General features: G+C 66.7%; 20 protein-coding genes. 7 read left to right on the forward strand and 13 right to left on the reverse strand.

Translation table 11 applies throughout. From position 1 onward, the window contains the following. The first annotated feature begins 244 nt into the window (after positions 1-244). From pgaA to pgaD, 4 genes are read left to right on the forward strand one after another with little or no spacing between them, the layout of a single operon-like run. The gene (gene pgaA, locus ACZK33_RS15770) at positions 245-2,272 is read left to right on the forward strand and encodes a poly-beta-1,6 N-acetyl-D-glucosamine export porin PgaA (protein WP_121505065.1); all 2,028 of its coding nucleotides are present in this window, start codon (positions 245-247) and stop codon (positions 2,270-2,272) included. A 1-nt stretch (position 2,273) separates the two neighbouring features. After that, positions 2,274-4,160, forward strand: coding sequence for a poly-beta-1,6-N-acetyl-D-glucosamine N-deacetylase PgaB (pgaB, locus tag ACZK33_RS15775; RefSeq protein ID WP_032129408.1), 1,887 nt, complete (start codon positions 2,274-2,276; stop codon positions 4,158-4,160). 1 nt (position 4,161) lies between these two features. Further along, entirely contained in the window at positions 4,162-5,418 is a 1,257-nt protein-coding gene (gene pgaC, locus ACZK33_RS15780; protein ID WP_010486660.1) for a poly-beta-1,6-N-acetyl-D-glucosamine synthase, read from the forward strand. Beyond that, positions 5,415-5,885, forward strand: coding sequence for a poly-beta-1,6-N-acetyl-D-glucosamine biosynthesis protein PgaD (pgaD, locus tag ACZK33_RS15785; protein ID WP_032129407.1), 471 nt, complete (start codon positions 5,415-5,417; stop codon positions 5,883-5,885). Before pgaC ends, pgaD begins: the two co-directional genes overlap by 4 nt. A gap of 137 nt (positions 5,886-6,022) precedes the next feature. Here the strand turns inward: pgaD and ACZK33_RS15790 are convergent, their stop codons facing one another. The 11 genes from ACZK33_RS15790 to ACZK33_RS15840 all read right to left on the reverse strand — a co-directional run bounded on the left by ACZK33_RS15790 (position 6,023) and on the right by ACZK33_RS15840 (position 17,453). Continuing rightward, positions 6,023-7,294, reverse strand: coding sequence for a glutamate-5-semialdehyde dehydrogenase (locus ACZK33_RS15790; protein WP_423175461.1), 1,272 nt, complete (start codon positions 7,292-7,294; stop codon positions 6,023-6,025). Continuing rightward, positions 7,291-8,448, reverse strand: coding sequence for a glutamate 5-kinase (proB, locus tag ACZK33_RS15795; RefSeq protein ID WP_423175459.1), 1,158 nt, complete (start codon positions 8,446-8,448; stop codon positions 7,291-7,293). The genes ACZK33_RS15790 and proB overlap by 4 nt, the downstream gene beginning before the upstream one ends. Before the next feature lie 11 nt (positions 8,449-8,459). Next, entirely contained in the window at positions 8,460-8,723 is a 264-nt protein-coding gene (locus ACZK33_RS15800) for a YciI family protein (protein WP_423175457.1), read from the reverse strand. Then, positions 8,723-10,018, reverse strand: a complete 1,296-nt coding sequence (gene argH / locus ACZK33_RS15805) for an argininosuccinate lyase (RefSeq protein WP_423175455.1) — start codon at positions 10,016-10,018, stop codon at positions 8,723-8,725. The genes ACZK33_RS15800 and argH overlap by 1 nt, the downstream gene beginning before the upstream one ends. A gap of 20 nt (positions 10,019-10,038) precedes the next feature. Continuing rightward, positions 10,039-10,992 carry an N-acetyl-gamma-glutamyl-phosphate reductase gene (gene argC / locus ACZK33_RS15810; protein WP_032129402.1) on the reverse strand — a complete coding sequence of 318 codons (954 nt, stop codon included), beginning with the start codon at positions 10,990-10,992 and terminating at the stop codon, positions 10,039-10,041. Continuing rightward, positions 10,989-11,591 carry a GNAT family N-acetyltransferase gene (locus ACZK33_RS15815; protein WP_423175471.1) on the reverse strand — a complete coding sequence of 201 codons (603 nt, stop codon included), beginning with the start codon at positions 11,589-11,591 and terminating at the stop codon, positions 10,989-10,991. The genes argC and ACZK33_RS15815 overlap by 4 nt, the downstream gene beginning before the upstream one ends. 3 nt (positions 11,592-11,594) lie before the next feature. After that, positions 11,595-12,923, reverse strand: coding sequence for an acetylglutamate kinase (locus ACZK33_RS15820; RefSeq protein WP_423175453.1), 1,329 nt, complete (start codon positions 12,921-12,923; stop codon positions 11,595-11,597). Positions 12,924-12,998: 75 nt separating this feature from the next. Next, on the reverse strand, positions 12,999-14,087 hold the full coding sequence (locus ACZK33_RS15825; RefSeq protein ID WP_032129400.1) for an acetylornithine deacetylase: 1,089 nt from the start codon (positions 14,085-14,087) through the stop codon (positions 12,999-13,001). Between the two features lie 151 nt (positions 14,088-14,238). Further along, the gene (locus tag ACZK33_RS15830) at positions 14,239-15,435 is read right to left on the reverse strand and encodes an argininosuccinate synthase (RefSeq protein ID WP_049401153.1); all 1,197 of its coding nucleotides are present in this window, start codon (positions 15,433-15,435) and stop codon (positions 14,239-14,241) included. 119 nt (positions 15,436-15,554) lie between these two features. Beyond that, the gene (locus ACZK33_RS15835) at positions 15,555-16,565 is read right to left on the reverse strand and encodes an N-acetylornithine carbamoyltransferase (RefSeq protein ID WP_423175451.1); all 1,011 of its coding nucleotides are present in this window, start codon (positions 16,563-16,565) and stop codon (positions 15,555-15,557) included. Positions 16,566-16,883: 318 nt separating this feature from the next. Next, a complete protein-coding gene (locus ACZK33_RS15840) occupies positions 16,884-17,453 on the reverse strand; it encodes a glycine zipper 2TM domain-containing protein (RefSeq protein ID WP_032129397.1) in 570 nt (189 codons plus the stop codon). 188 nt (positions 17,454-17,641) lie between these two features. On the opposite strand from ACZK33_RS15840, the gene cysS reads away from it, so the two are divergent. The 3 genes from cysS to ACZK33_RS15855 are packed head-to-tail and all read left to right on the forward strand — an operon-like array spanning position 17,642 to position 20,807. Beyond that, complete coding sequence (gene cysS, locus ACZK33_RS15845; protein ID WP_277779338.1) at positions 17,642-19,057, forward strand: cysteine--tRNA ligase; 1,416 nt, start codon at positions 17,642-17,644, stop codon at positions 19,055-19,057. Positions 19,058-19,110: 53 nt separating this feature from the next. After that, a complete protein-coding gene (locus ACZK33_RS15850) occupies positions 19,111-19,563 on the forward strand; it encodes a SufE family protein (RefSeq protein ID WP_005410372.1) in 453 nt (150 codons plus the stop codon). Then, positions 19,560-20,807 carry an MFS transporter gene (locus ACZK33_RS15855; RefSeq protein ID WP_423175449.1) on the forward strand — a complete coding sequence of 416 codons (1,248 nt, stop codon included), beginning with the start codon at positions 19,560-19,562 and terminating at the stop codon, positions 20,805-20,807. Before ACZK33_RS15850 ends, ACZK33_RS15855 begins: the two co-directional genes overlap by 4 nt. Before the next feature lie 203 nt (positions 20,808-21,010). On the opposite strand, the gene ACZK33_RS15860 is transcribed toward ACZK33_RS15855, so the two are convergent. Together ACZK33_RS15860 and dksA are read right to left on the reverse strand one after the other, a co-directional pair. Beyond that, on the reverse strand, positions 21,011-21,955 hold the full coding sequence (locus ACZK33_RS15860) for an IS481-like element ISStma3 family transposase (protein ID WP_478453434.1): 945 nt from the start codon (positions 21,953-21,955) through the stop codon (positions 21,011-21,013). 526 nt (positions 21,956-22,481) lie between these two features. Beyond that, positions 22,482-23,711 carry an RNA polymerase-binding protein DksA gene (gene dksA, locus ACZK33_RS15865; RefSeq protein ID WP_049401259.1) on the reverse strand — a complete coding sequence of 410 codons (1,230 nt, stop codon included), beginning with the start codon at positions 23,709-23,711 and terminating at the stop codon, positions 22,482-22,484. Positions 23,712-23,716: the final 5 nt, after the last annotated feature.

Below are 23,716 nucleotides of genomic sequence, written 5' to 3' on the forward strand. Positions count from 1 at the left end.
TGCCCATCCTTGCCGCGTGCCGGCATCGGGCATGGGGGCGGCAGCGCCGCCCAGGCCACCACTCGGTGTGCGGGGGACTCTCGTTTCAGACAAGACATTGCAGGTCGCTGTCCTGGTTTCGCCCATCCCTGCTGGATGGGAGTTCGCGAGGGGAGTGACGCAGGCCACGGCCATCCCAAAATCTGGCATGTGATGTGCGTCACATTTTTCAGGTTGTCTGGTTCGGAAGCCAAGGGGGTCCCCAATGGTTGTCCACCGCCGGCTGGCGCTCTGCGTCGGCCTTGCCTGTACCGCCCTGGCCTGGGCCAGCAGCGCTGCCCCGCCTGACCGCGAGGCGGCCCTGGCCGAGATCGGCCGCTACCGCGACCAGGCCCGTTGGCTGGATGCGCTCGGCGCGATCGAGCGCGCCAGCCAGCAGCAGCCCAACGACGACCTGCTGTTCAAGCTGCGCGTCCTGACCCTGGGCGACATCGGCAATGCCTGGCGCGCCTGGGAGCTGTACCAGCAGCGCCCGCAACTGTTCGACGCTGCTCAGAAGCAACGCATCGAAGGCGACTACCTGGCCAAGCTGGTGGTCTGGAGCCTGGCCTACAGCAGCAGCGAAGACAGCCGGCTGGAAGAAGCCGAATCGACCCTGGCGCGCATGCAGCGCTATCTGGGCAGCGAAGGCACCCCACCTGTGCAGGCGCCATTGCGCATCCGCATGGACCGGCTGATCCTGCTCAACCGGCTGGGCCGCCATGCGCAGGTGCGAGAGGAAGCCCGCGCACTGCAGGCTGAAGGCCATGCCCTGCCCGACTATGTTCTGCCTGCGGTCGGCGATTCGCTGATGGGCACGCTGCATCCGGAAGAAGCCATTCCGGTGCTGCAGGCGGCCGTCGCAGGCGATCCGACGCGCGACGCCTCGCATTCGGAACTGGCTTACGCCTACCTGGAAAGCGAGCAGCAGGAAAAGGCCGTCGACCTGCTGCAGGCGTGGCGCGACAAGGAACCTGCCTGGCGCTGGAGCAACGGCAAGTCGCCGTATCCAAACTGGTCGCGCTACGAAGCCGACCTCAACCTGGCGATGGTGCGCGCCTACAGCGGTGACCTGCCCACCGCGCAGCGCGATCTGGAATCGATGGTCGACATCGCACCGGGCAACGGCGGCCTGCAGAGCGCGCTGGGCAGCGTGTACATGATGCGCGGCTGGCCACGCAGGGCGCTGCAACGGCAACAGATGGCGCATGCGCTGGACCCGCGCGACATCGAGCCACGGCTGGGCATGCAGGAAGCCTACGTCGCCCTGCAGCGCGATGACCTGGCGCGACCGCTGCACGACGATCTGGTCGCGCGCTACCCCACCCAGCCCGCCGTCGAACGCATGGACCAGGCCTGGCGCGCGCACCGCGGTTGGCAGCTGAAGGCATGGACCGACATCGGACGCAGTTCCGGCGGTGGTGGCACCTCGCCACTGGGCAACGACGACCGCCGCTATGGCATGGAAGTCCAGACACCCGTACTCGACGATCGCTGGCGGCTGTTCGCCTTCGCTGACCGGCGCTCGGTCGATTTCCAGGACCAGCGCATCGACCCGCTGTGGCTGGGCGCGGGCGTACGCTACCGATTCGGCCGTCTGGATGCGGAAGCTGCGGTGCTGCGTGCCAACGACCACATCGGTGATACCGGCCTGCGCGTCGGCGCGGGCTGGCAGTTCAACGACCACTGGCATGCCGGACTGACCGCCGCACGCAATGATCCGGATGCATCAATGCAGGCGCGCGTGGCCGGCATCACTGCCGACAGCGTCAGCGCGCAGGTCGACTACCGGCGCAGCGAACGCACGCACTGGATGTTCGGCGCCAGCCGCTTCCGCTACGACGATGGCAACCATCGCGAACTGTTCAGCACCAGCGTCGAGCAGCGGCTGCTGACACGCCCACGGTGGCTGATCGATGGCCTGGGCAGTGCCTACACCAGTCGCGGCAGCCGCGATGATGCTCCCTACTTCAACCCGAAGCGTGATCGCATGGTCGAGATCGGCCTGCGCATCGACCAGCAGTTGTGGCGCCACTACGAACGCCACTTCCGCCACCGGCTGACCGTCTCGCTGGGCGATTACTGGCAGGACGGCTTCGGCAGTGCACTGGTGCCGTCGGTGTCATACATGCACGAGTGGCAGCTGGGCCAGGGCCGCGTGTTCGAGTATGGCGTGCGCTGGTCGCGGCCGGTCTACGACGGCCATCGCGAACGCCATATCGGCTTCGAAGCCGCACTGCGCTGGGGAGACTGACATGACCCGCATCCTGCGCCTGATCGTGCTCCTGCTGCTGTCGGCTGCGCCGCCGGCCTTCGCGCAGCAGGCCCTGCATCTCGATGCGATCGACAACGGCCTGCTGATCCTCAGCTACCACGACATCCGCGACCAGGTCGCAGCCAAGGGGGATGCCGATACCTATGCGGTGAGCACGCAGAACTTCGCCGCCCATCTGGACTGGCTGGGGGCACACGGTTACCACCCGGTGTCGCTGTCGCAGGTGATCGACGCCTCCCGGGGACGCGCCACGCTGCCACCGAAACCGGTACTGCTGACCTTCGATGACGGCCTGCGCAGCGTCTACGACAAGGCCTTCCCGTTGCTGCAGGCTTACCGCTATCCGGCGCTGGTGGCGGTGATCACCGACTATGTGGACATGGCACCTGGCCGCACCATCGACTATGGCTACCGGCCGTTCGGCCGCGACGACTTCATCACCTGGGCACAGCTGAAGCAGATGCACGACAGCGGCCTGATCGAAGTGGCCAGCCATACCGACGACCTGCACCACGGGGTGCTCGCCAACCCACAGGGGAACTCCACCCCGGCTGTCGTGACCCGCGTTTACAACCCCGCCACGCGCAGCTATGAGAGCGAGGCGCAGTACGCGCAACGCCTGCGCGCCGATCTCTCGCGCAGCGTGCAGCGCATCGAGCAGCATCTGGGCGTGCGCCCGCGCGCCATCGTATGGCCATACGCGGCCTACAACCAGTTGAGCAACGACATTGCCGAGCAGCTGGGCATGCCGGTGTCCTTCGATCTGGAGGGCCGCAGCACGCCGGTGGCCAGCGACCTGCATGGCCTGGCGCGCTTCCTGGTAAGCGACAACCCGACCGTGGAAGGGCTGGCCTACGAGCTGCGCCGCGACGTCGCGCTCGATGGCATCCGTGCCCTGCAGATCGACCTGGATGATGTCTACGACCCCGAGCCCGCACAGCAGGCGCGCAATCTGGATGCACTGATCGAGCGGGTCAAGCGCATCGCACCGACGCACGTCTACCTGCAGGCGTTCGCCGACCCGGACGGCAACAACACCGCCGATGCACTGTACTTCCCCAACCGCCACATGCCGATGCGCGCGGACCTGTTCAGTCGCGTCGCCTGGCAGCTGAAATCGCGTGCGGGGGTGAAGGTCTACGCATGGCTGCCGGTACTCGGCTTCGAGCTGCCCGACCCGGTGCAGCGCAAGGCGCTGGCGATCCGCAACGGCGATGCCGATGGCATGTACCGGCTGGACTTCACCAATCCCCAGGCGCGCCAGGTCATGCTCGACCTCTACGAGGATCTGGCGGTCAACTCCTACTTCGAGGGCCTGCTGTTCCATGACGATGGGTACCTGCGCGATACCGAGCTGCCCACGCTGGCGGCCGGCGATGGGGGCAGCGCACGCACGCAGGCGTTGATCGACTTCACCCTGGCGCTGCGCAACAGCGCGCAGCGCTGGCGGCCGAAGCTGGCCACGGTGCGCAACCTGTACGCGGAGCCGGTGCTGCGCCCGCAGAGCGAAGCCTGGTTCGCGCAGCGCCTGGACCTGTTCAACAAGGCCTACGACCAGACCGCACTGATGGCGATGCCGTGGATGGAAGGCAGCAAGCATCCGGAACGCTGGCTCGACCAGCTGCTGGCCGCGGTGCGTGCACATGACCCACAGCTGCAGCACACCCTGTTCGAACTGCAGACCGTCGATTGGCGCAGCGGGCAACCGATTCCTGCCGAGCGCCTGCGCGCGCAGATCCGCCAGCTGCAGGCGCAGGGCGTGCACCACTTCGCCTGGTACCCGGACGACTTCATCGCCGACCAGCCCTCCACCCGCGATGCCCGCGCGGCAATGTCCGCCGGCAACTTCCCGTACCCGGAGAAGTGACATGGACATGCATCCGTTGCTGCAGGTCCTGTTCCAGTTCGCCTTCTACTACCCGATGGTGATGGCATTCTTCTGGATGTCGGGCGGCCTGTATTACTACTTCCGGCGCGAACGCCATTCGCGCCCACGCAACGACCCGCCGCTGATGGTCGATCCACCGTTCGCGAGCCTGCTGATTCCCTGCCACAACGAGTCGGCAAACCTCGACGACACACTCGGCGCGGCGCTGGCACAGCGCTACCCGGCCGACTATGAGGTGATCGCCATCGACGATGGCAGCAGCGACGACACGGGTGCGCGGCTGGACGCCCTGGCGGCAAAGCACCCACGGCTGCGCGTGCTGCACCTGGACCGCAACCTCGGCAAGGCCAATGCGCTGCGCATGGGGGCGCTCGCCGCACGCTCGGAATACCTGGTGTGCATCGACGGCGACGCGATGCTGGAAGAACACGCGCTGCACTGGATGATCTGGCACCTGGTCAGCGGCAACCGGGTCGGCGCGGTCACCGGCAACCCGCGCATCCGCAACCGCTCCACCCTGCTCGGACGCCTGCAGGTGGCCGAGTTCTCCTCGATCATCGGCATGATCAAGCGCGCGCAGCGGGTGTACGGGCGCATCTTCACCATCTCCGGCGTGATCGCCGGCTTCCGCCGCACCGCCCTGCACCAGGTCGGCTGGTGGTCCGATGACATGGTGACCGAAGACATCGACATCAGCTGGCGCCTGCAGCGCGCGCACTGGGACATCCGCTACGAACCCAACGCACTATGCTTCATCCTGATGCCGGAAACCCTGAAGGGACTGTGGCGGCAGCGGCTGCGCTGGGCCCAGGGCGGCGTGGAGGTGATGCTGCGCCACGCCCGCTCGCTGCTGCACTGGAAGGAGCGGCGCATGTGGGGCGTACTGCTGGAGTACGTGCTCAGCGTGATCTGGGCCTACACCATGTTGTTCATCGTGGTGCTGTGGGCGCTGGGCAAGTTCATCGAACTGCCCCCGCAACTGCATATCGCCAGCCTGCTGCCGGAGTGGCATGGCGTGATCCTGGCCCTGGTCTGCCTGCTGCAGTTCGCCAGCAGCCTGATCATCGACCGTCGTTACGAAACACAGATTGGACGCAACTACTTCTGGGTCATCTGGTACCCGATGGCGTACTGGTTGATCAGCCTTTCCACCACCCTGGTGGCGTTGCCGAAAACCCTGCTGCGCCGTCGCAGCAAGCGCGCCACCTGGACCAGTCCCGATCGGGGGATCCGATGAACGCACAACGCCCGTCCAACCGCTTCGACTCGCGGATGATCCGCAAGCCGCATCGCCAACCACGCTTCCAGCGCACCGCCTGGGGCTTCGTCACCCTCGCGTTCTGGGGGTTCTACTTCTACCTGTGGGCCCCACTGGTCACCCTGGTGTCGTGGCTGGTCGGCGGCCAGCTGGCCTGGCAGCAGCTGTACGAACGGCAAAGCCAGTTCGACCCCTATGTGCTGGTGGCGTTGCCGCTGATGCTGCTGTGCGCCAGCGTACTGCTGATCGGCTGGGCCGAGTACAACCGCGCGCGCTTCCGCGGCCACGACCGGCGCCTGCCGCGGCCGCTGGCCAGCCTCAACGAAGTGGCCGCCGACCTGGGGGCCAGCACCGGGCTGGCCGAGCGCCTGCTGGGCTGCAAGGCCGCCACGCTGCACATGGATGATCACGCGCGGCCGATCGGCATCCGCCGCGAGGTGGTGTAACTCGATTGCCCTGGGTGCCGACCCTGGTCGGCACTTGCTTTGGTAGATGCCGACCTTGGTCGGCGTTCTCTCTGGTGGGTGCCGACCTTGGTCGGCACCGGGGGCTACCGCGAAGAGCATCCATGCATGGCGTGGATCTACGTGCGGGTCTGCCCTTCACCGCGCACGACAAATCGTTCGACGGTGAGTGCCTCCAGCCCCATCGGGCCGTACGCGTGCAGGCGCGTGGTGGAGATGCCGATCTCGCTGCCCAGGCCCAGCTGGCCGCCGTCGGAGAAACGCGAGGACGCATTGACCATCACCACCGCCGAGCGCAGCGCAGTGACGAAGCGCTCGGCGTTGCCTGCGTCTTCGGTGGCGATCACTTCGGTATGGTCGGAGGTGTAGGCACGGATGTGCGCAATGGCAGCGTCGAGATCGTCAACCACGCGTACCGCCAGCACCAGATCAAGGAACTCGGCGGCATAGTCGTCTTCAGTGGCCAACATGCTGCCCGGCAGCAGCGGCTGCGCCTGCGCATCGGCGCGCAGCTGCACGCCGCGCTCGCCGAGCGCCTGCGCCACGCGCGGCAGGAACGCTTCGGCCACCTCGCGGTGCACCAGCAGCGTTTCCAGCGAGTTGCAGGCTGCAGGGCGGCTGCACTTGCCATCCACCAGCAGGTCAATGGCCTTGCCGAGGTCGGCGCTGGCATCCACGAACAGATGGCACACGCCCTTGTAATGCTTGATCACCGGCACCCGCGCATGCTCGGCGACGAAGCGGATCAGGCCTTCGCCGCCACGCGGAATGGCCAGGTCGATCAGCTCATGCAACTGCAGCAGTTCCAGCATCGCTTCGCGGCGCAGGTCGGTCAGCACGGTCACCGCAGCCGGCGGGACGCCGTTGGCCTTCAATGCGCCGGACAGCGCCTGGGCGATGGCGGTGTTGGAGTGGATCGCCTCGGAACCACCGCGCAGGATCACGCCATTGCCGGCCTTCAGGCACAGGGCGGCCGCTTCGGCGGTCACGTTCGGGCGCGCCTCGTAGATCATCGCGATCACCCCCAGCGGAACGCGCACCTTCTGCACCCGGATGCCGTTTGGACGCACATCGTCGCGGGTGACCTGGCCGACCGGATCGGGCAGCGCAGCGACCTCACGCACGGCTTCGGCCATCGCGAACAGGCGTGCCGGATCCAGCGCCAGGCGGTCGAGCATGGCACTGCCAACGCCCTTGTCGCGCGCGGCGGCGAGGTCACGCGCATTGCCGGCCAGGATCAGCCCGGCATTCACTTCCAGTGCCTGGGCCATTGCCAGCAGCAGCGTGCGGCGCGCCGCACTGTCGAGGCCGGCAACGATCTGGGCCGCGTCACGGCAGGCACGCGCCTGCGCTTCGATTTCGCTCATCGGGGTGTCCTTCAAACCGGTCATGGCAGCACCAGATCGTCGCGATGGACGACACTGCCACCGTAGTTGTAGCCCAGCACGGCCTCGATGTCGCGCGAATGGCGACCGGCGATCCGGCGCACATCATCGGCGGCGTACTGGCTGACGCCGCGCGCCACGCAGACACGGCCCTGTGGCGCGTTCCAGCACACCTGCACCATGTCGCCACGGCGGAACACGCCCTCCGCACCTGTGATGCCACCGGGCAGCAGCGAGGCGCCCTTCTCACGCATGGCCTGCGCCGCGCCGGCATCGATCACGATCGCACCCTCGACCAGCGGCGCGTGCCGCAGCCAGTGCTTGCGGGCCGCCTCACGACTGCGCGCGGCGTGGATACGGGTACCGAACAGGCGGTCCTGGGCCAGCGCGCGCACCACGTCACCGCTGCGGCCATTGAACAGATAGGTTTCGATGCCGAGGCGACCGGCCTTCGCCGCCGCTTCCAGCTTGGTGCGCATGCCGCCGGTACCGGCGCGCGAGCCGGTGCCACCGGCCATCGCCAGCACCTCGTCACTCAGTTCCGGCACGTCGTGCAACGGCCGCGCATCGGCCGCGGTGCGCGGGTCGGCGCTGTACAGGCCGTCGATATCGGTGGCGATGAACAGTGCATCGGCATCGACCAGCGCGGCCACGGTGGCGGCCAGGTTGTCGTTGTCGCCGAGCTTGAGTTCGTCCACCGACACGGTGTCGTTCTCGTTGACCACCGGCAACGCGCCCAGCCGCAGCAACTCATTGAGCGTGGCGCGTGCGTTGAGGTAGCGGCGGCGGTTGCGCAGGTCGTCGTGGGTCAGCAGCACCTGCGCCACGGGGCGCTCGAAGAAGCGCTGCCAGAGCCCGATCAGCTGCGCCTGGCCGAGCGCGGCCAGGGCCTGCCGCGCCGCCATCGCCGCACCGGGTTCATCGGCCCGCGGCAGGATCGCGCGCCCCGCCGCAACCGCACCGGAGGAGACGATCACCACCTCGCGCCCGGCCAGGACGTTGGCGGAAACAAACTGGGCCAGGCCCAGCGCGTGGCGTGGCGACAGGCCGCCCCCATCGGCCGCCAGCAGGCTGCTGCCGACCTTCAGCACTGCACGCCGCCACGGCGGCAGCGCCTGTTCCAGGAACGGCGAGGCGACGTGGGCAGCGTGCTGGATCATCGGTCAGGCTCTCAGCGGGTGTTCCATTCGTGCACGGTCAGCGCGGAGGCCTGCATCGTCACCAGCGGATCGGTGGCGACGATGGCCTGCGCCTGCGCCAGGCTGTCCACGTTGCACAGCACATAGGCGCCACCGCTGCCATCGGCAAAACCGCCGGTCAGCTGCAGCTTGCCCTGCGCCTGCAACGCATCGAGGAAATCACGGTGCGGCTGCACCGCCGCGGCAGTGAAGTCCGGCCGGCGCATCGCCATCACCAGGTAGACGGTGCCCGCCATCAGGACAACGCCTGCCAGCGTGCACGCAGTTCATCCAGGCGCAGATCAGCGGCCGAACCCGGCGACACGCGTGCGGCCAGGCTGCCTTCCGGCGTGCGTCCCTGCCCTGCACTGTCGGCGCCTGCCGCGGCGGCCTTGTAGGCCTCGCGGAACGGCACGCCAGCCACGGCCGCTTCCACCGCCACGTCGGTGGCATACATGCCCGAATCGATCGCCGCACGCAGCCTGTCGTCGCGCCATTCCAGGTTGGCCAGCAGCGCCGGCAGCAGCTCCAGCGCGGCCAGGCCACGGCCGAAGCCATGGAAGATGGCGCCCTTGGACGACTGCAGGTCGCGGTGATAGCCCGACGGCAGCGACAGCAGCTGCTCAATCTCGGTGCGCGCGGCGGCGACGCTGGCGTGGGTGGCGCGCATCAGCTCGATCACATCCGGATTGCGCTTGTTGGGCATGATCGAACTGCCGGTGGTGTACTGCGCCGGCAGCGCGACGAAGCCGAACTCGGCACTGGTGAACAGCGACAGGTCCCAGGCAATGCGGCGCAGGTCCAGCGTGGCACCGCCGAGGGCTTCCAGTGCGGCCAGCTCGAACTTGCCGCGCGACAGCTGCGCGTAGATCGGCGAGACCTGCATGCGCGCGAAGCCCAGCGCCGCCGTGGTGTGCTCGCGATCCAGCGGCAGGTTCACGCCGTAACCAGCGGCCGTGCCGAGCGGATTGGCATCGACCAGTGCATGGGTGTCGCGGGCACGGATGGCGTTGTCGATGAAAGCCTCGGCCCAACCGGCCCACCACATGCCGGCCGAGGACACCACGGCACGCTGGATATGGGTGTAGCCGGGAATCGGCAGGTCCTTCTCGGCCTGCGCGCGGTCCAGCGCGACCTTGGCCACGTCGGCGCTGAGCTGGGCCACGCGCAGCAGCTTCTCCTTCAGCCACAGGCGGGTGGCGACCAGGATCTGGTCATTGCGGCTGCGGCCAGTGTGGATCTTGCGGCCGGCATCGCCGAGGCGTTCGGTCAAACGTGCTTCGATTGCCGAGTGACCGTCTTCGTACTGCGTATCCAGCACGAAGCGGCCTTCGCGGAAGTCCTGCGCCAGCACGTCGAGCTCGCGCAGCAGGCCGGCCAGCTCGTCGGCGCTGAGGATGCCGATGTGCTGCAGGCCCTGCGCATGCGCGGCGCTGGCAGCGATGTCATGCAGGAAGAACTCGCGGTCGAGGATCACGTCGTCGCCGGCGAGGAAGGTCTGGATCTGGGCGTCGACAGCGACGCCGAGCTTCTGCCAAAGAAGGTCTGCCATGGGGGCTCCGGAATGCGTGTTCAGTGCGGGATCGACGTCAGTTCGTCGATGCCCAGCGCGAGGTTGAGGTTCTGCATGGCCTGGGTGGCCGCGCCCTTCAGCAGGTTGTCCAGGGTCGCCACCACCACCACCCGCTTGCCGCCCGGGGCCAGGGTGAAGCCACCGACCTGCGCACCGTGGCGGCCGGCGATGCGGCTGACCCACGGCGCTTCATCCACTACCTCGATCAGCGGTTCGCCCGCGTAGGCCTGCTGGAAGCGCTCGACGATCTGTTCGCGGGTCTGCACGCGGTTCAGCCACAGGTTGGCGGTGAGCGTGATGCCGCGGAAATGCGGCGCGACATGCGGCATGAATTCAACCGCCACGCCCAGCTGGACCGACACTTCACGCTCGTGCACGTGGTTGGTCAGCGCATACGGCATCAGGTTGTCGGCGAGCAGTTCGACGTTGTTCTTGTCCGACGGCGTGGTGCCGGCGCCGGAATAGCCGGACACACCGAAGCACTGCGGCGGGCCGGCCAGCAGGTCCAGCAGCGGATGCACCGCCAGCTGCATCGCCGTGGCATAGCAGCCCGGGTTGCTGATGTGCTTCTGGCCGTTGTAGCGGCCTCGGGTCAGCTCCGGCAGGCCGTAGTACCAGCTGTTGTCGAAGCGGTAGTCGGCCGACAGGTCGACGATGACGGTGTCCGGCTTCGCCGCTTCCAGTGCGGCCACGAACGGTGCGGCCAGGCCGTTGGGCAGGGCCAGGATCACCGCGTCCACGCCCTTGGCGGCCACCGCGTCGGCGTCCAGGTTCTCGTACTGCAGCTCGCCCTGGAATTCCGGATGGTGGTCGGACAGGCGCTGCCCGGCGCGTTCGCGCGAGGACACGAAGGCCAGCTTCAGCCGCGGGTGTGCGGCCACCAGCTTGATCAGCTCGGCGCCGGTATGGCCACGGGCGCCGACGATGCCCAGGGTGAAAGTCGAATCGTTCATGCGTGGCTGTCCAGGCGGTGCTGCAGGTGGCGCTTCACGCCCTGCCATTCCGTATCGATGATGGAGAAGATGACCGTGTCGCGCGGCGTGCCGTCGGCATGCCGCTTGTGGTTGCGCAGCACGCCGTCCTGCTTGGCGCCGAGGCGGGCGATGGCGGTGCGCGAGGTGAAGTTGAACCAGCTGGTTTCCAGCACCAGGCTGATGCAGCCCATGGTTTCGAAGGCGTGCTGCAGCAGCAACAGCTTGGTTTCGGTATTAACGCCGGTACGCTGCACGCGCGGTGCATACCAGGTGTAACCCAGGCTGAGCTTGGGCACGCCGGCATCCAGGTCGTAGAAGCGGGTGGTACCCACGATGTCACCCTCCGCATCGAGGATCACGAACGGCAGCACCTTGCCTTCCGCCTGCGCCTGCAGCGCGGCCTGCACATAGTGCTCGACCCGCTCCGGCGAAGGCACCTGGGTGTACCAGAGCTGGTCCAGGCCGCTGCCCTCCACGGCGGCGCGCAGGCCAGGCACATGCTCGGGCTGCAGCGGCTGCAGTGTCACGTGCTGGCCGCGCAGGGTGGGAATCGTAGTCCAGTGATCGGAATGGTCCATCATTCAGCCCTGCAGGCTCGGTGCGCGCTGGGCGCAGTGGTCGACATAGGTGCTGATCCGGTCGATGCCATCGGCGCCGTACCAGAACACCTTCCAATGGCCCTGCTTGTAGCAGCCATCGGATTCAGCATAGTAGAAGTGATTGATCGGGTTGCCATTGCGCGAACGCCAGAACAGCTGCGGCGTTTCATCCCGCATCACGTTCCACACCGCGCGGCCGAGGCCTTCACCCTGTGCATCATCGAGCACGGCGAACTTGTCCAGGTACACGCCCTCGGCTTCGTCAGTGAGGATCACCGCGGTGCGGTAGTTCTCGCTGACATAGGCGCGCAGCAGCTTCGTCTTTTCGAAGTACTCCGGCACCAGGGTGCGGCCGAAGCTGGATTCGATCAGGCCCTTCAGGCGCGGCAGGTCCAGCTCGTTCCAGGCGGTGGCGCGCAGCACTTTCTCGCCCTTGCGCACCAGCGTGCCCGAGCCTTTGTGGGTGAACAGTTCCTTGGCCAGATCGGCCGGGCGCGTGATGGACACCGACGATTCCAGCGGCAGGCGGTCGAGCAGATCCTTGATCTGTTCGATCTTCACCTTCATGCCACCGTGGATCCACGGCTGCGCGATCAGGTGGTCGTACTCGGTGGACAGGTTGATCGAATCGATCACGCTGCCCTGCTCGTCCAGCAGGCCGCCGGTGCCGGTCAGGAAAATGATCTTGTACGGCTGCAGCTCCTGCACCAGCTCGTTGGCGGCGAAGTCGGCGTTGACGTTGAGGATCTGGCCACCCGCGGTTTCGCCCAGGCTGGTGATGACCGGGATAGAACCGGCGCGCAGGCTGGCCTCGATCGGCGCCAGGTTGACCCGCTTCACTTCACCGACCAGGCCGTAGGTGTCCACGTCCAGGTACTCCGCCTCGAACACGCCACCGGTGATCGAGGTGGCACGCGCGCCGTTCTGCTGCAGGGCTTCGACCAGGCGCAGGTTGGACTGCTGGAACACCCGGCGCACGATCGCCAGTGCCTCCGGCGAGGTCACGCGCAGACCGTTGACGGTCTGCTTTTCGATGCCGGCGGCCGACAGTTCGGCATCCAGCTGCGGGCCGGCGCCGTGCAGCACGATCGGGGTCAGGCCGACTTCCTGCAGGAACGACAGCGAAGAGGTCAGCGCGTCGAGATCGTCGCGCAGCACCGCGCCGCCGACCTTGACCACGGCAAAGCGCTTGGCGTCCAGCTGCGAGAAGCGCTTGAGGTACTGGCTGATCTCCTTCGCGCTGGCCATGCTGGAAAGCAGGCGCACGATGGTCTGGCGGGTCTGGCGGTGGGGCTGGAGGGCAGGAGACATTTCGGTTTCGTCACAGGCGGCGGTCGCCGCGTTGCAGTTCCACCCGGCCAGGGCCGGGCGGCGTTGTGGGGTCGATCAGGCGCCGGCGGCGATGATGCGGTGCACGGCGTCGGTGTAGCGCTGCAGCTGCTCCAGCGTCACGAACTCATCGGCGGTGTGGGCCTGGGCGATGTCACCCGGGCCGAACACCAGCGTGGTGTAGCCGCCGGCCGAGAACAGCGAGGCCTCTGTCCAGAAGTCCACCGCGTTGCCGATCGGCAGTTCCAGCGCATCGGCCACGTCGCGTGCCAGCAGGCGGCGGTTCTCGGCCTCGGCGATGTCACCGGCCGGCAGGCTGGGGCCACGGAAGGTTTCGGTGAACAGTGCCGCTTCCGGTTCGGCAAAACCGGCGAAGGTCGCCAACAGGCCATCGATGTCCATCGACGGCAGCGGACGGAACCCGAACCGCACTTCGGCGGCCGGCGCGATCATGTTGGCCTTGATGCCACCTTCGACGCGACCGATGTTGAAGCGCAGGCCGGTCAGCCCGCCGAAGCGCGCCGAGGCCAGCGATTCCACATGGTCCAATGCGCGGTTGCCCCAGCGCATGGCCTGATGCAGCGCACTGGCGGCCGCATCCTGCTTGCCCGACGCGTGCCCGGCGCGGCCGGCGAACTGCATCAGCACCGAACTGATGCCACGGTGCGCCAGCACCGCTTCGCTCATGGTCGGCTCCGCCACCAGCACCGCTTCATATGGCAGGCCACGGGCCAGGAACGCGGCGATGCAGCGCGGATCGTTGGCTTCTTCGTCGCTGGAGAACAGGAACGCGGCATCGCCATCACTGGCGTTGGCCGCGGCCACCAGTGCAGCGGCGGCGCCCTTGATGTCACACACGCCCAGGCCGACCACACGGTCGTCCAGACGCCGCATCACGTGCGGGTCGGCACTCCAGTGCGGCGAATCCGGCACGGTGTCCAGATGCACGTTGAACAGGTACTTCGGCGTACCACGCACGGCGTACAGGCTGACCGCACCGGCACCGTGGTCGATCACCTCGACGTTGAAGCCGGGCAGGTTCGCGCGCAGGTAATCGAAGATGCCACCGGTGGTGATCGCACGCGGCGGGTTGCGGGTGTCGAAGGACACCAGGGCCTGCAGGTGATCGAGCGTCTGTTCAAGCATGTGTCTGAATATCCGTAGGGTTCGAAATCGGTAGTGCCGGCCGCTGGCCGGCTCCGCAATGATCCAGCCGTGCCACGAGCCGGCCAGCGGCCGGCACTACCCTCCATCGACGTTGCGAGGCGCCGGCCAGCGGCCGGCACCCCGTCACAGGTCAACCACGATTGACCTGCGCATAGACAGTGGAGCTCATGCCGAACAGCTTGATGAAGCCCTCGGCCTCCTCCACGCCCCAGTCGGCCGACTGCGCGTAGGTGGCGCCCTTGGTGTTGAGCAGGTGCGGCGACTTCACCGCCACTGCATCGACGCGGCCGCCGCGGGTTTCCAGCACCACTTCGCCGTTGACCTTGGCCTGCGAGGACTTCAGGAAGGCCTCGATGTCGGTCTTCAGCGGGTCGTGGTAGAAGCCTTCGTAGACCAGCTCCACCCACTTGCGCGCCACGTCCGGCTTGAAGCGGTTCTGTTGCTTGGTCAGCACGGCATCTTCCAGCGCGCGGTGCGCGGCCAGCAGCGACACCAGGCCCGGGGCCTCGAACACGATGCGACCCTTCAGGCCGATCACGGTGTCGCCGGTGTAGACACCGCGGCCAACGCCGTACGGGGCGAACAGCTTGTTGAGCTGGGCCAGGATCTGGTCGCCCGGCAACGCCTTGCCGTTCAGTTCGACGGCTTCGCCCTCGACGAACTTCAGGGTCACGTTCAGCGCCTGCTCCGGCCACTCGCTGCGCGGTGCGCACCAGCCACGGGCGCCCTCGCCCGGCGCTTCCCAACGGTCGATCTCGCCGCCGGACATGGTCAGGCCCAGCAGGTTCTCGTTGATGGTGTAGGCCTGCTGCTTGGCGCGCACGCCGAAGCCACGCTCTTCCAGGTACTTCTGCTCGTAGGCGCGGGTCTGGGTGTGTTCCTTCTGGATCTCGCGGATCGGCGCGATGATCTGGTAGTCACCCAGGGCCTTCACCGCCAGGTCGAAGCGGACCTGGTCGTTACCCATGCCAGTGCAGCCGTGGGCGATGATGTTGGTGCCCAGTTCGGCGGCACGCTTCAGCGCGGCATCGACGATCAGGTAGCGGTCCGAGACCAGCAGCGGGTACTGGCCCTGGTAGCCCTCACCGGCCCACACGAACGGCTTGACGAAGCCTTCCCAGATGGCCGGGCCACCGTTGACGGTGACGTGGCTGGCCACGCCCAGCTCGGCGGCGCGCTTCTCGATGAAATCACGCTCTTCATCATCCACGCCGCCGGTATCGGCGAACACGGTGTGCACGTTGTAGCCCCGCTCCTGCAGGTACGGCACGCAGAAGCTGGTATCCAGGCCGCCGGAGAAGGCGAGAACGACATCTTTGTTGCTCATGGGGATCAGGTCCACTTGGGGGATGGGAATTCGGTAGAGCCGACCGCTGGTCGGCTGAAATGTTGGATGCGCCGCTGCGGGAGCAGCCGACCCACGGTCGGCTCTACCCCTTGTTTGATTCAGCGCCCGGCAACCGCCGCCATGATCGCCTTCTGCACATGCAGGCGGTTCTCGGCTTCGTTGATGGCGATGCACTGCGGCGAATCCATCACCGCATCGGTGGCCTTCACGTTGCGGCGCAGCGGCAGGCAGTGGCTGAAGACACCGTTGTTGGTCAGCGCCATCTTCCGCTCGTCCACGATGAAGTGCTTGAACTGGTCGCGGATCGGCTTTTCCGGTTCCCAGTTGCCGAAGAACGGCAGCGCGCCCCAGCTCTTGGCGTAGACCACGTCGGCACCGGCGTAGGCGCTGTCGATGTCATGGCTGATCTTCAGCGAGCCGCCGCTCTCGGCCACGTTCTGCTCGGCCCAGCCCATGTAGCGGTCGTCGAGGATGTAGTCGGCGGTCGGGCACAGCAGGGTCACGTCCATGCCCATGCGGGTGGCGATGGTCAGTGCCGAATTGGCGACTGCGGTGTTCAGCGGCTTGGGGTGGTAGGTCCAGGTCAGCACGTACTTCTTGCCGCGCAGGTCCTGGGTGCCGAAGTGCTCCTGCAGGGCCATGATGTGGGCCAGCTCCTGGCACGGGTGGGTGATGGTCTCCATGTTGATGACCGGCACCGTCGAGTACTTGGCGAAGCTGTTGAGGACGATGTCCTGGCGGTCGTAGGCCCAGTCGATGAACTTGGGGAATGCGCGCACAGCGATGATGTCGCAGTAACGGCCCAGCACCTTGGCCACTTCAGCGATGTGCTCTTCGGTATCGCCGTCCATCACCGTGCCGAGGTTGAACTCGATCGGCCACGCATCCTTGCCCGGCTGCAGCACCACCGCGTGGGCACCCAGCTGGAACGCACCCAGTTCAAAGCTGGTGCGGGTGCGCATGGACGGATTGAAGAACACCAGCGCGATCGACTTGCCCTTGAGCTGGTCGCCGAGCTTGTTGCGCTTGAACAGCGCGGCCTGGGTCAGCAGCGCGTCGAGCTCGCTGCGGCTCCAGTCCTGGGTGTTCAGGAAGTGCTTGGGGGACATCATCTTTCCTTGCGTGGCGGCGCCGGGTTCGACGCGGTGGAAGGGAAAACAGGAAGCAAAGGTGGAACGAAAAGGTTGCAGTTGCAGCTTTCATGACGCGGAAACGAAAAAACCCAGCCGGCGGGCTGGGTTTTTTTCGGACGAACAGCAAAAAGCTCCGGTTACCCAGCGAGGATGTGGGGTTCCGGTCGACGCGCACGCGAGGTCATGCCCGACGCCTGTCGGGCTGCGCTGCTGTCGTGCTGGAAGTCGGTGAGCTTCATGGTCGGCCATCTTTGCATGCGGCCGGGGCCGACGCAAGGGGCCGGGGTCGCAGAATCATGGATTGCCGGCGGCGCCCTGCTCGGGGCCGACCCAGGGGGTGATCGACACCCGGATCTTGAGCCGGTTGCCGGGGTCTTCCGGCAGCCGCGAGCGGTACTTGGTGCCCTTGTAGACGTAGTCCACGTCGTAGGCGATGGGCCGGCGGAATTCACGTCCCACCGGCACGATGCGACAGTCGCGGGTCAGCATCGGACCATTGTTGGCCGGTGCCGGCGCCGGAGCCGGTGACTCGGCGGCGGTATCCTCGGAGACCTCTTCATCGCTGCGCTTGAACATCGAGCGTACCGAGTCCCAGAAGCGGCTGATCCGGCCCTTGTCCTCGACCGGCTCCTCACCAGTGACATTGACCGGCGCCAGGGTCCGGGTCGAGACCGGCTCGCAGTGTTCTTCGGTACGGGTCGCGCGCAGGGTCTGGAACACGGGTTCGACGTTCAGTACCTGCGCGTAGTCGAACTTCACGTTCTCCACGATCACCACCCGGTTGCGGGGCTCGGCCTCCTGCGCCTGGGCCACGGCGGCCAGCGCCGACAGGCAGGCCAGGGTCAGCAACGCGGTGGATTTCATTGGCGAAGGGAGCAAGGACACGGCAATAGTGTAGGCAGTGGCGAGCGCAAGGGGCTGAACATTACCCGTCCACGCTGCTCCTGCCCACCCCACCCTGGTTGGACCCGGCGTCCACCGGTGGCAGGCGGTGCCCCCAAAGGGGGCCGACACGTTCTAAAATCACAGGCTTGTCCCCCAGCCACAGCCCCATGACCCTGCGCCTGCACAACAACCTGACTCGCCAGCTCGAACCGTTCACCCCGCTCGACCCGGCCTGTCCGACCCTGTATGTGTGCGGCCCGACGGTCTACAACTACGTGCACATCGGCAACGCCCGTGGCCCAGTGGTGTTCGGGGTGCTGGCCGATCTGCTGCGGCGCCGTTTCGGTGGCCTGCGCTACGCGCGCAACATCACCGACGTGGACGACAAGATCAACAACGCCGCGCGTGAGCAGGGCGTGCCGATCAGCACCATCACCGACAGGTTCGCCGCCGCCTACCGTGAAGACATGGCCGCGCTGGGCGTGGTGCCGCCGGACATCGAGCCGGAAGTGACCGCGCACATCCCGCAGATCATCACCATGATCGAGCAGCTGATCGCCAATGGTCATGCCTACGCCGCCGAAGGCCACGTGCTGTTCGCGGTGGCCAGCTTCGAAGGCTACGGCAAGCTCTCGCGCCGCGACCCGGAAGAGATGCTGGCCGGCGCCCGCGTCGACGTGGCCCCGTACAAGCGCGACCCAGGCGATTTCGTGCTGTGGAAGCCGTCCAGCGACGACCTCCCTGGCTGGGAGTCTCCCTGGGGCCGTGGCCGCCCGGGCTGGCATATCGAATGCTCGGCGATGGCCGCCGCCCACCTGGGCGAGACCATCGACATCCATGCCGGCGGCGTCGACCTGCAGTTCCCGCACCACGAGAACGAGCTTGCGCAGAGCGAATGCGCCCACGGCGGCAAGATCTTCGCCCGCTTCTGGCTGCACAACGGCATGCTCAACTTCGGCGGCGCCAAGATGAGCAAGTCGCTGGGAAACATCGAACGCGTGCACGACCTGGTCCGCCAGCACCCGCCGGAAGCGCTGCGCCTGGCCCTGCTGTCGGCCCACTACCGGCAGCCGCTGGACTGGTCCGATGGCCTCATCGAGCAGTCGGTGCGCACCCTGGATGGCCTCTACCGAGCTATCAGGGAATTTGCCAATGTCGACGCCACCCCAGTGATCCCGCAAGCAGTCGAGGACGCGCTCAATGACGACCTCAACACTCCGAAAGTGCTGGCAATACTCGCTGAATCGGCTCGAAAGCTAAGGCACGCAGGTGCCCCGGCGGGCGGCCCGGACTATCCCCGCGAGGGTGAAAAGCTGGCACAGCTAAGCCGCCTGAAGGGCGAACTGCTCGGTGCCGGCCTGGCCCTGGGCCTGCTGCAGGCCGATCCAGCGCAGTGGTTCGGCACCGCGGCCAGCGATGATGGCGAAGATGCCCGCATCCAGGGCCTGATCGACGAGCGTGCCGCCGCCAAGCAGGCACGCGACTTCGCCCGTTCCGACGCCATCCGCGACCAGCTGGCCGCCGAAGGCATCGTGCTGGAAGACACCCCGCAGGGCGTGCGCTGGTCACGCAAGCGCGGCTGACCCACCCTGCCCCGTGGCCGGTCCGCCGGCCACGCTCCACTGTAGAGACTGTTGTGACCGACTCTCCGTTCCCGCTTGAACCCACCGCCGCCGAGGCCCAGACCGCCATCGCCGAGGAATTCGGCTTCTTCGGCGACTGGTCCGAGCGCTACCAGTATCTGATCGACCTCGGCCGTAAGCTGCCCGCCTTCCCGGACGAATGGAAGACCGAAGAGCACCGCCTGCTCGGCTGCCAGTCGATGGTCTGGATCGTGCCGGAAGGCAATGCGCAGTCGCTGCGCTTCCACGCCATCAGTGATTCGGCCATCGTTTCCGGCCTGATCTTCCTGGCCCTGCGCGTGTACTCCGGGCGCTCGGCGCAGGAGATCCTGGATACCGAGCCCAGCTACATCCAGGACATCGGCCTGGCCCGCCACCTCTCGCCCACCCGCAGCAACGGCGTGGCGGCGATGCTGGCCTTCATCCGCGAGACCGCGCAGGCCCAGCTGCAGCGCGACCCGTCGTGAGCGAACCCGCCACGGCCGAAGACACCGCGCTGGGGCTGCTGTCCCGGCCCGGTTTCGCCAAGCTGCTGGCCTACCGCATCTTCGCGATGCTGTCCTACCAGGTGGTCGCGGTCACCGTCGGCTGGCACATCTACGAAGTCACCCGCAATCCGTTCTCGCTGGGCCTGGTTGGCCTGGCCGAGGTGCTGCCGTTCTTCTGCGTCGCACCGTTCGCCGGTTATCTGGTCGACCACCTGCCGCGCCGCCGGCTCGGCATGGTCGCCTGCTCCGGGTTGATCGCCACCGCGCTGGTGTTGACCGGCGTGGCCAAGGGCTGGCTGCCGTTCGAAGGCGTGTGGCCGATCTATGCGGCCATTGCGCTGACCGGCATGGTCCGCGCCTTCCTGTCGCCGATCTACAACGCACTGTTCGCCCGCGTGCTGGCCCGTGACCAGTTCGCACGTGGCGCTGGCCTCGGCGCCGTGGTGTTCCAGGCCGGCATGGTGGCCGGTCCGGCAGTGGGCGGCGTGCTGGTCGGCTTCGGCGGCAAAGGCCTGTCCTACGCGGTGGCCACGGGCTTCGCGCTGGTGGCGATGGCCTGCCTGGCCACGCTGAAGGTGGAAGAACCGGTGCATACCGGTCCGGCCGCCCCGATCTTCAAGAGCATCGCTGAAGGCGCGCGCTTCGTGGTCGGCAACCGGATCATGGTCGGGGCAATGGCGCTGGACATGTTCTCGGTGCTGCTGGGCGGCGTGGTGGCGATGCTGCCGGCGTTCCTGCACGAGATCCTGCACCACGGTCCGGAAGGCCTGGGCATCCTGCGCGCAATGCCGGCGCTGGGCTCGGTCTGCGTTGGCCTGTGGCTGGCGCGCCACCCGCTGCACCGTAATGCCGGCCGCGTGCTGCTGTTCGCGGTGGCCGGCTTCGGCCTGTGCGTGATCGGCTTCGGGCTGTCGCAGCACTTCTGGCTGTCCGCGCTGATCCTGCTGTTCTACGGGGCCTTCGACGGCGTCTCGGTGGTGATCCGCTCGACCATCCTGCAGCTGGCCACGCCGGAAGAAATGCGCGGCCGGGTGTCGTCGATCAACGGCATCTTCATCAGTTCGTCCAACGAACTGGGCGCGTTCTATGCCGGCACGATGGCAAAGCTGCTCGGCCTGGTGCCGGCAGTGGTGCTGGGTGGGTTCGCGGTGCTGAGCGTGGCCGGGATCACGGCGTGGAAGAACCCGACGTTGCGGAAACTGAATCTTCGCGACCTGCAATAGAGCGGATTTCCGCGCGCCCACGCGCCGGTAGCGCCGGGCCATGCCCGGCGGGCTCTTTCCGTGACCGCTGTGGGGTGTCACTTTTCTTTTCGCGCGAAAAGAAAAGTAACCAAAAGAAACGCGCCGCCATCCGCGAGCCGGCGCTGCGCGCCGGTGCCCTGTGCTCCTCGGTGAATCAGGAGACGGCGCGGAGAGCCAGCCGACTAGCTGTGTAAACCCACTACGTTGTTCAGCGGCACTCTTGAGATAGGTGGCTGGCCGCCGATCGCCATATGGGGACGGTGCCAGTTGTAGTAGTGCAGCCATTGGTTCAACACGGAATTGCGCTGGTCCGAGGATGCGTACTCGCAGGCGTAAGCCCACTCGCGCAGGCTGGTCTGGATGAAGCGCTCGGCTTTGCCATTGGTCCGCGGCGTGTAGGGCTTGGTTCTGATGTGCTTGATCCCAAGGGATTTGAGCAGCTTGGCAAATGCAGTGGAGCGATAGCACGCACCGTTGTCGGTCAGGATCCGCTTGAAGGTGATTCCCAGGCTGGCGTAGTACTCCAGAGCGCCCAGCAACGCCTGACAGGCGGTTTCGCCCTGTTCGTTGGGGTGGATGCTGCTGAAGGCGACCCGGGAGTGATCGTCGATGGCCACGTGGACGTAGCCCCAGCCACCGCCGGCGGCGTTTCCCCTGCGCTTGGCATCGGTTCTGTGCCCTGGCCGCTGGAAGTTGCCCAGCTTCTTGATGTCCAAGTGCAGCAGCCCTCCGGGCTGATCGTATTCGTATCGGATGACCTCCTTGGGCGGATCAAGCCGACACAACCGATTGAGGCCGTGGGCGCGCATCAGCCTTGAAATCGTACTGTGGCCGACCCCCAGCGCCTTGGAGATGGTCAGGTAGGTCTGCCGCTTACGGCGGTGCTCCTTGATTTGCTCGACTACCGGAGCAGGTGTGGCATGCGGCGTCTGGTGAGGCCGTGAGCTGCGGTTTTCCAGGCCCGGTGCCCCGAACTGGCGGAATCGGGCCAGCCACTTGTAGGCCGTACGCACACTTACGCCACACGCTTGAGCTGCTTCTTCCGGGCGTAGGCCCTCGTGGAGGATACGGCGGACCAGAAGCGCTCGACTAAACGGCGTCAAACGGGCATTTTTATGATTGTTCATCCGGGCTCTTTGGGGGCTGGAACGGTGTGGTAACCACCATTTTCCAAAGATGTCCCGGATGAACAACCTACAGAGAGATCACAACTAGCAGTCGGCTCTACAGGATAGAGCCGCCTCTTCGCCCCTGATTCCCCTGCGGTGCTCGGCTCGCTACAAGGCGGACCCCAACAGCCGCGAGCGCACGCATGACCGCCCTTGGTAGAGCCAAGCCATGCTTGGCTGCTTTTGCTTTTGCTTTTGCTCTTCCTTGCCCTCCGCCTTCGGCCCGAGCCGGGCATGAGCTCGGCTTTACAGCAACCGCGCACGCAGGAAACCGTAGAGAGCCTGCGGGTGGGGCCGGGCAGGACCGTCCGCGGCATGGATGCCGCGGCCGAGCTTACAGGGATGTACTTGCAGCGTGTCCTGCCCGGCCCCACCCGCAGGCTCCCTACGATACCCGGAAGGCGCCGTTCTACACAGCCAACCACACCCAACAAAAAACCCGGCCGAGGCCGGGTTTTTCGCATGACCAGACAACGATCAGGAATCAGTCGCCCTGCTGCTTCTGCAGGTGCTCCCAGCGCTCCTGGGCGTCGATGGTGCGTTCGGCGGTGAGGCGCGCTTCCAGGCGCTCCAGGCCGATTTCTTCGCCGGTGTCGACGCAGTAACCGTAGTCGCCGGCTTCCAGGCGCTTCAGGGTGCTGTCGATCTTGCCGATCAGCTTGCGGTAGCGATCACGGGTACGCAGTTCCAGCGAGTTCTCGGTCTCGCGGGTCGCGCGCTCGGCTTCGTCGCCGATGTCACGCACTTCCTCGCGCAGGTTCTCGATGGTCTGCTTGGACTCTTCCACCAGGTCCGCGCGCCAGTTCTGCAGGCGCTGACGGAAATACTCCTGCTGCAGCGGGCTCATGTATTCCTCTTCCGAGGACGGCTTGTAGCCAGCCGGCAGGATCGGGCGGCCGGTGGCCTCGTCGGTCTTGTACTCGACCACCTTGTACTTGCTGCGCGGGGCCGGTGCCGCCGAGCGGGCGGCGACGGCCACGGCAACCTTGCCGACAGGGCGCGACACGGTCTTCGGGGCGGAATCGGATTTCACGGCGGTTTTGGCAGGCGATTTCGAAACGGGCACGGGATTCTTGGATTGCGGGGCCTTCGAAGCAGCAGGAGCGGCGGCCGGGGCCGGCTTGGGGGCCGGTTGGGCTGCTGCCACTGCCACGGTCTTGGCCGGGACAGGCTTGGCCGGAGCCGGCTTGGGGGCAGGCTTCGGTGCGGACTTCACTACGGGGGCCGGGGTCGGCTTTGCGGCCGGCGCGGCAACATTCTTGGTGACTTTCTTTACAGCGGCAGGCGTGGCCACCGGTTTAGCCGCAGCAACCTTCTTCGCTGCAGGTTTGGCGACCGGCTTGGCCGCAGCCTTCTTCACCACCGCCTTCGGCGCCGGCTTGGCTGCTGCCTTCTTCGCCACCGGCTTGGCGGCGGCCTTCTTCACCGGCGCGGCCTTGCTGGCGGCTTTCTTCACCACCGGCGCCTTCTTGCTGGCAGCGGCAGGCTTGGCCTTGGCGGGCGCAGCAGCCTTCTTCGCCACCGGCTTGGTTGCCTTGACCGGCGTTTTCTTTGCGGTGGCCTTCCTGGCCGCCGGTTGCGAGGACGCTGCCTTGGTCGCCGGCTTGCTGGCCGGTTTCTTGGCAACGGGCTTTGCCGCCAACTTCTTCACAACAGGCTTGGCGGTTTTCTTGGCGGCCGTTGCGGCCTTCTTTGCAGTTTTTTTAGCAGCCACGAAAC

This window comes from Stenotrophomonas sp. 86156_Sma, from assembly GCF_056481625.1.

What these genes read in the sequence shown, in the direction of transcription:
- argC (WP_032129402.1), bottom strand. Translation starts at nt 10,992, where the DNA reads ATGAACGATTCGACTTTCACCCTGGGCATCGTCGGCGCCCGTGGCCAT.
- pgaB (WP_032129408.1), top strand. Translation starts at nt 2,274, where the DNA reads ATGACCCGCATCCTGCGCCTGATCGTGCTCCTGCTGCTGTCGGCTGCG.
- argH (WP_423175455.1), bottom strand. Translation starts at nt 10,018, where the DNA reads ATGGCAGACCTTCTTTGGCAGAAGCTCGGCGTCGCTGTCGACGCCCAG.
- proB (WP_423175459.1), bottom strand. Translation starts at nt 8,448, where the DNA reads ATGATCCAGCACGCTGCCCACGTCGCCTCGCCGTTCCTGGAACAGGCG.
- pgaD (WP_032129407.1), top strand. Translation starts at nt 5,415, where the DNA reads ATGAACGCACAACGCCCGTCCAACCGCTTCGACTCGCGGATGATCCGC.
- ACZK33_RS15820 (WP_423175453.1), bottom strand. Translation starts at nt 12,923, where the DNA reads ATGTCTCCTGCCCTCCAGCCCCACCGCCAGACCCGCCAGACCATCGTG.
- ACZK33_RS15790 (WP_423175461.1), bottom strand. Translation starts at nt 7,294, where the DNA reads ATGACCGGTTTGAAGGACACCCCGATGAGCGAAATCGAAGCGCAGGCG.
- ACZK33_RS15825 (WP_032129400.1), bottom strand. Translation starts at nt 14,087, where the DNA reads ATGCTTGAACAGACGCTCGATCACCTGCAGGCCCTGGTGTCCTTCGAC.
- pgaA (WP_121505065.1), top strand. Translation starts at nt 245, where the DNA reads ATGGTTGTCCACCGCCGGCTGGCGCTCTGCGTCGGCCTTGCCTGTACC.
- ACZK33_RS15835 (WP_423175451.1), bottom strand. Translation starts at nt 16,565, where the DNA reads ATGTCCCCCAAGCACTTCCTGAACACCCAGGACTGGAGCCGCAGCGAG.
- ACZK33_RS15860 (WP_478453434.1), bottom strand. Translation starts at nt 21,955, where the DNA reads ATGAACAATCATAAAAATGCCCGTTTGACGCCGTTTAGTCGAGCGCTT.
- ACZK33_RS15840 (WP_032129397.1), bottom strand. Translation starts at nt 17,453, where the DNA reads ATGAAATCCACCGCGTTGCTGACCCTGGCCTGCCTGTCGGCGCTGGCC.
- pgaC (WP_010486660.1), top strand. Translation starts at nt 4,162, where the DNA reads ATGGACATGCATCCGTTGCTGCAGGTCCTGTTCCAGTTCGCCTTCTAC.
- ACZK33_RS15815 (WP_423175471.1), bottom strand. Translation starts at nt 11,591, where the DNA reads ATGGACCATTCCGATCACTGGACTACGATTCCCACCCTGCGCGGCCAG.
- ACZK33_RS15800 (WP_423175457.1), bottom strand. Translation starts at nt 8,723, where the DNA reads ATGGCGGGCACCGTCTACCTGGTGATGGCGATGCGCCGGCCGGACTTC.
- cysS (WP_277779338.1), top strand. Translation starts at nt 17,642, where the DNA reads ATGACCCTGCGCCTGCACAACAACCTGACTCGCCAGCTCGAACCGTTC.
- ACZK33_RS15830 (WP_049401153.1), bottom strand. Translation starts at nt 15,435, where the DNA reads ATGAGCAACAAAGATGTCGTTCTCGCCTTCTCCGGCGGCCTGGATACC.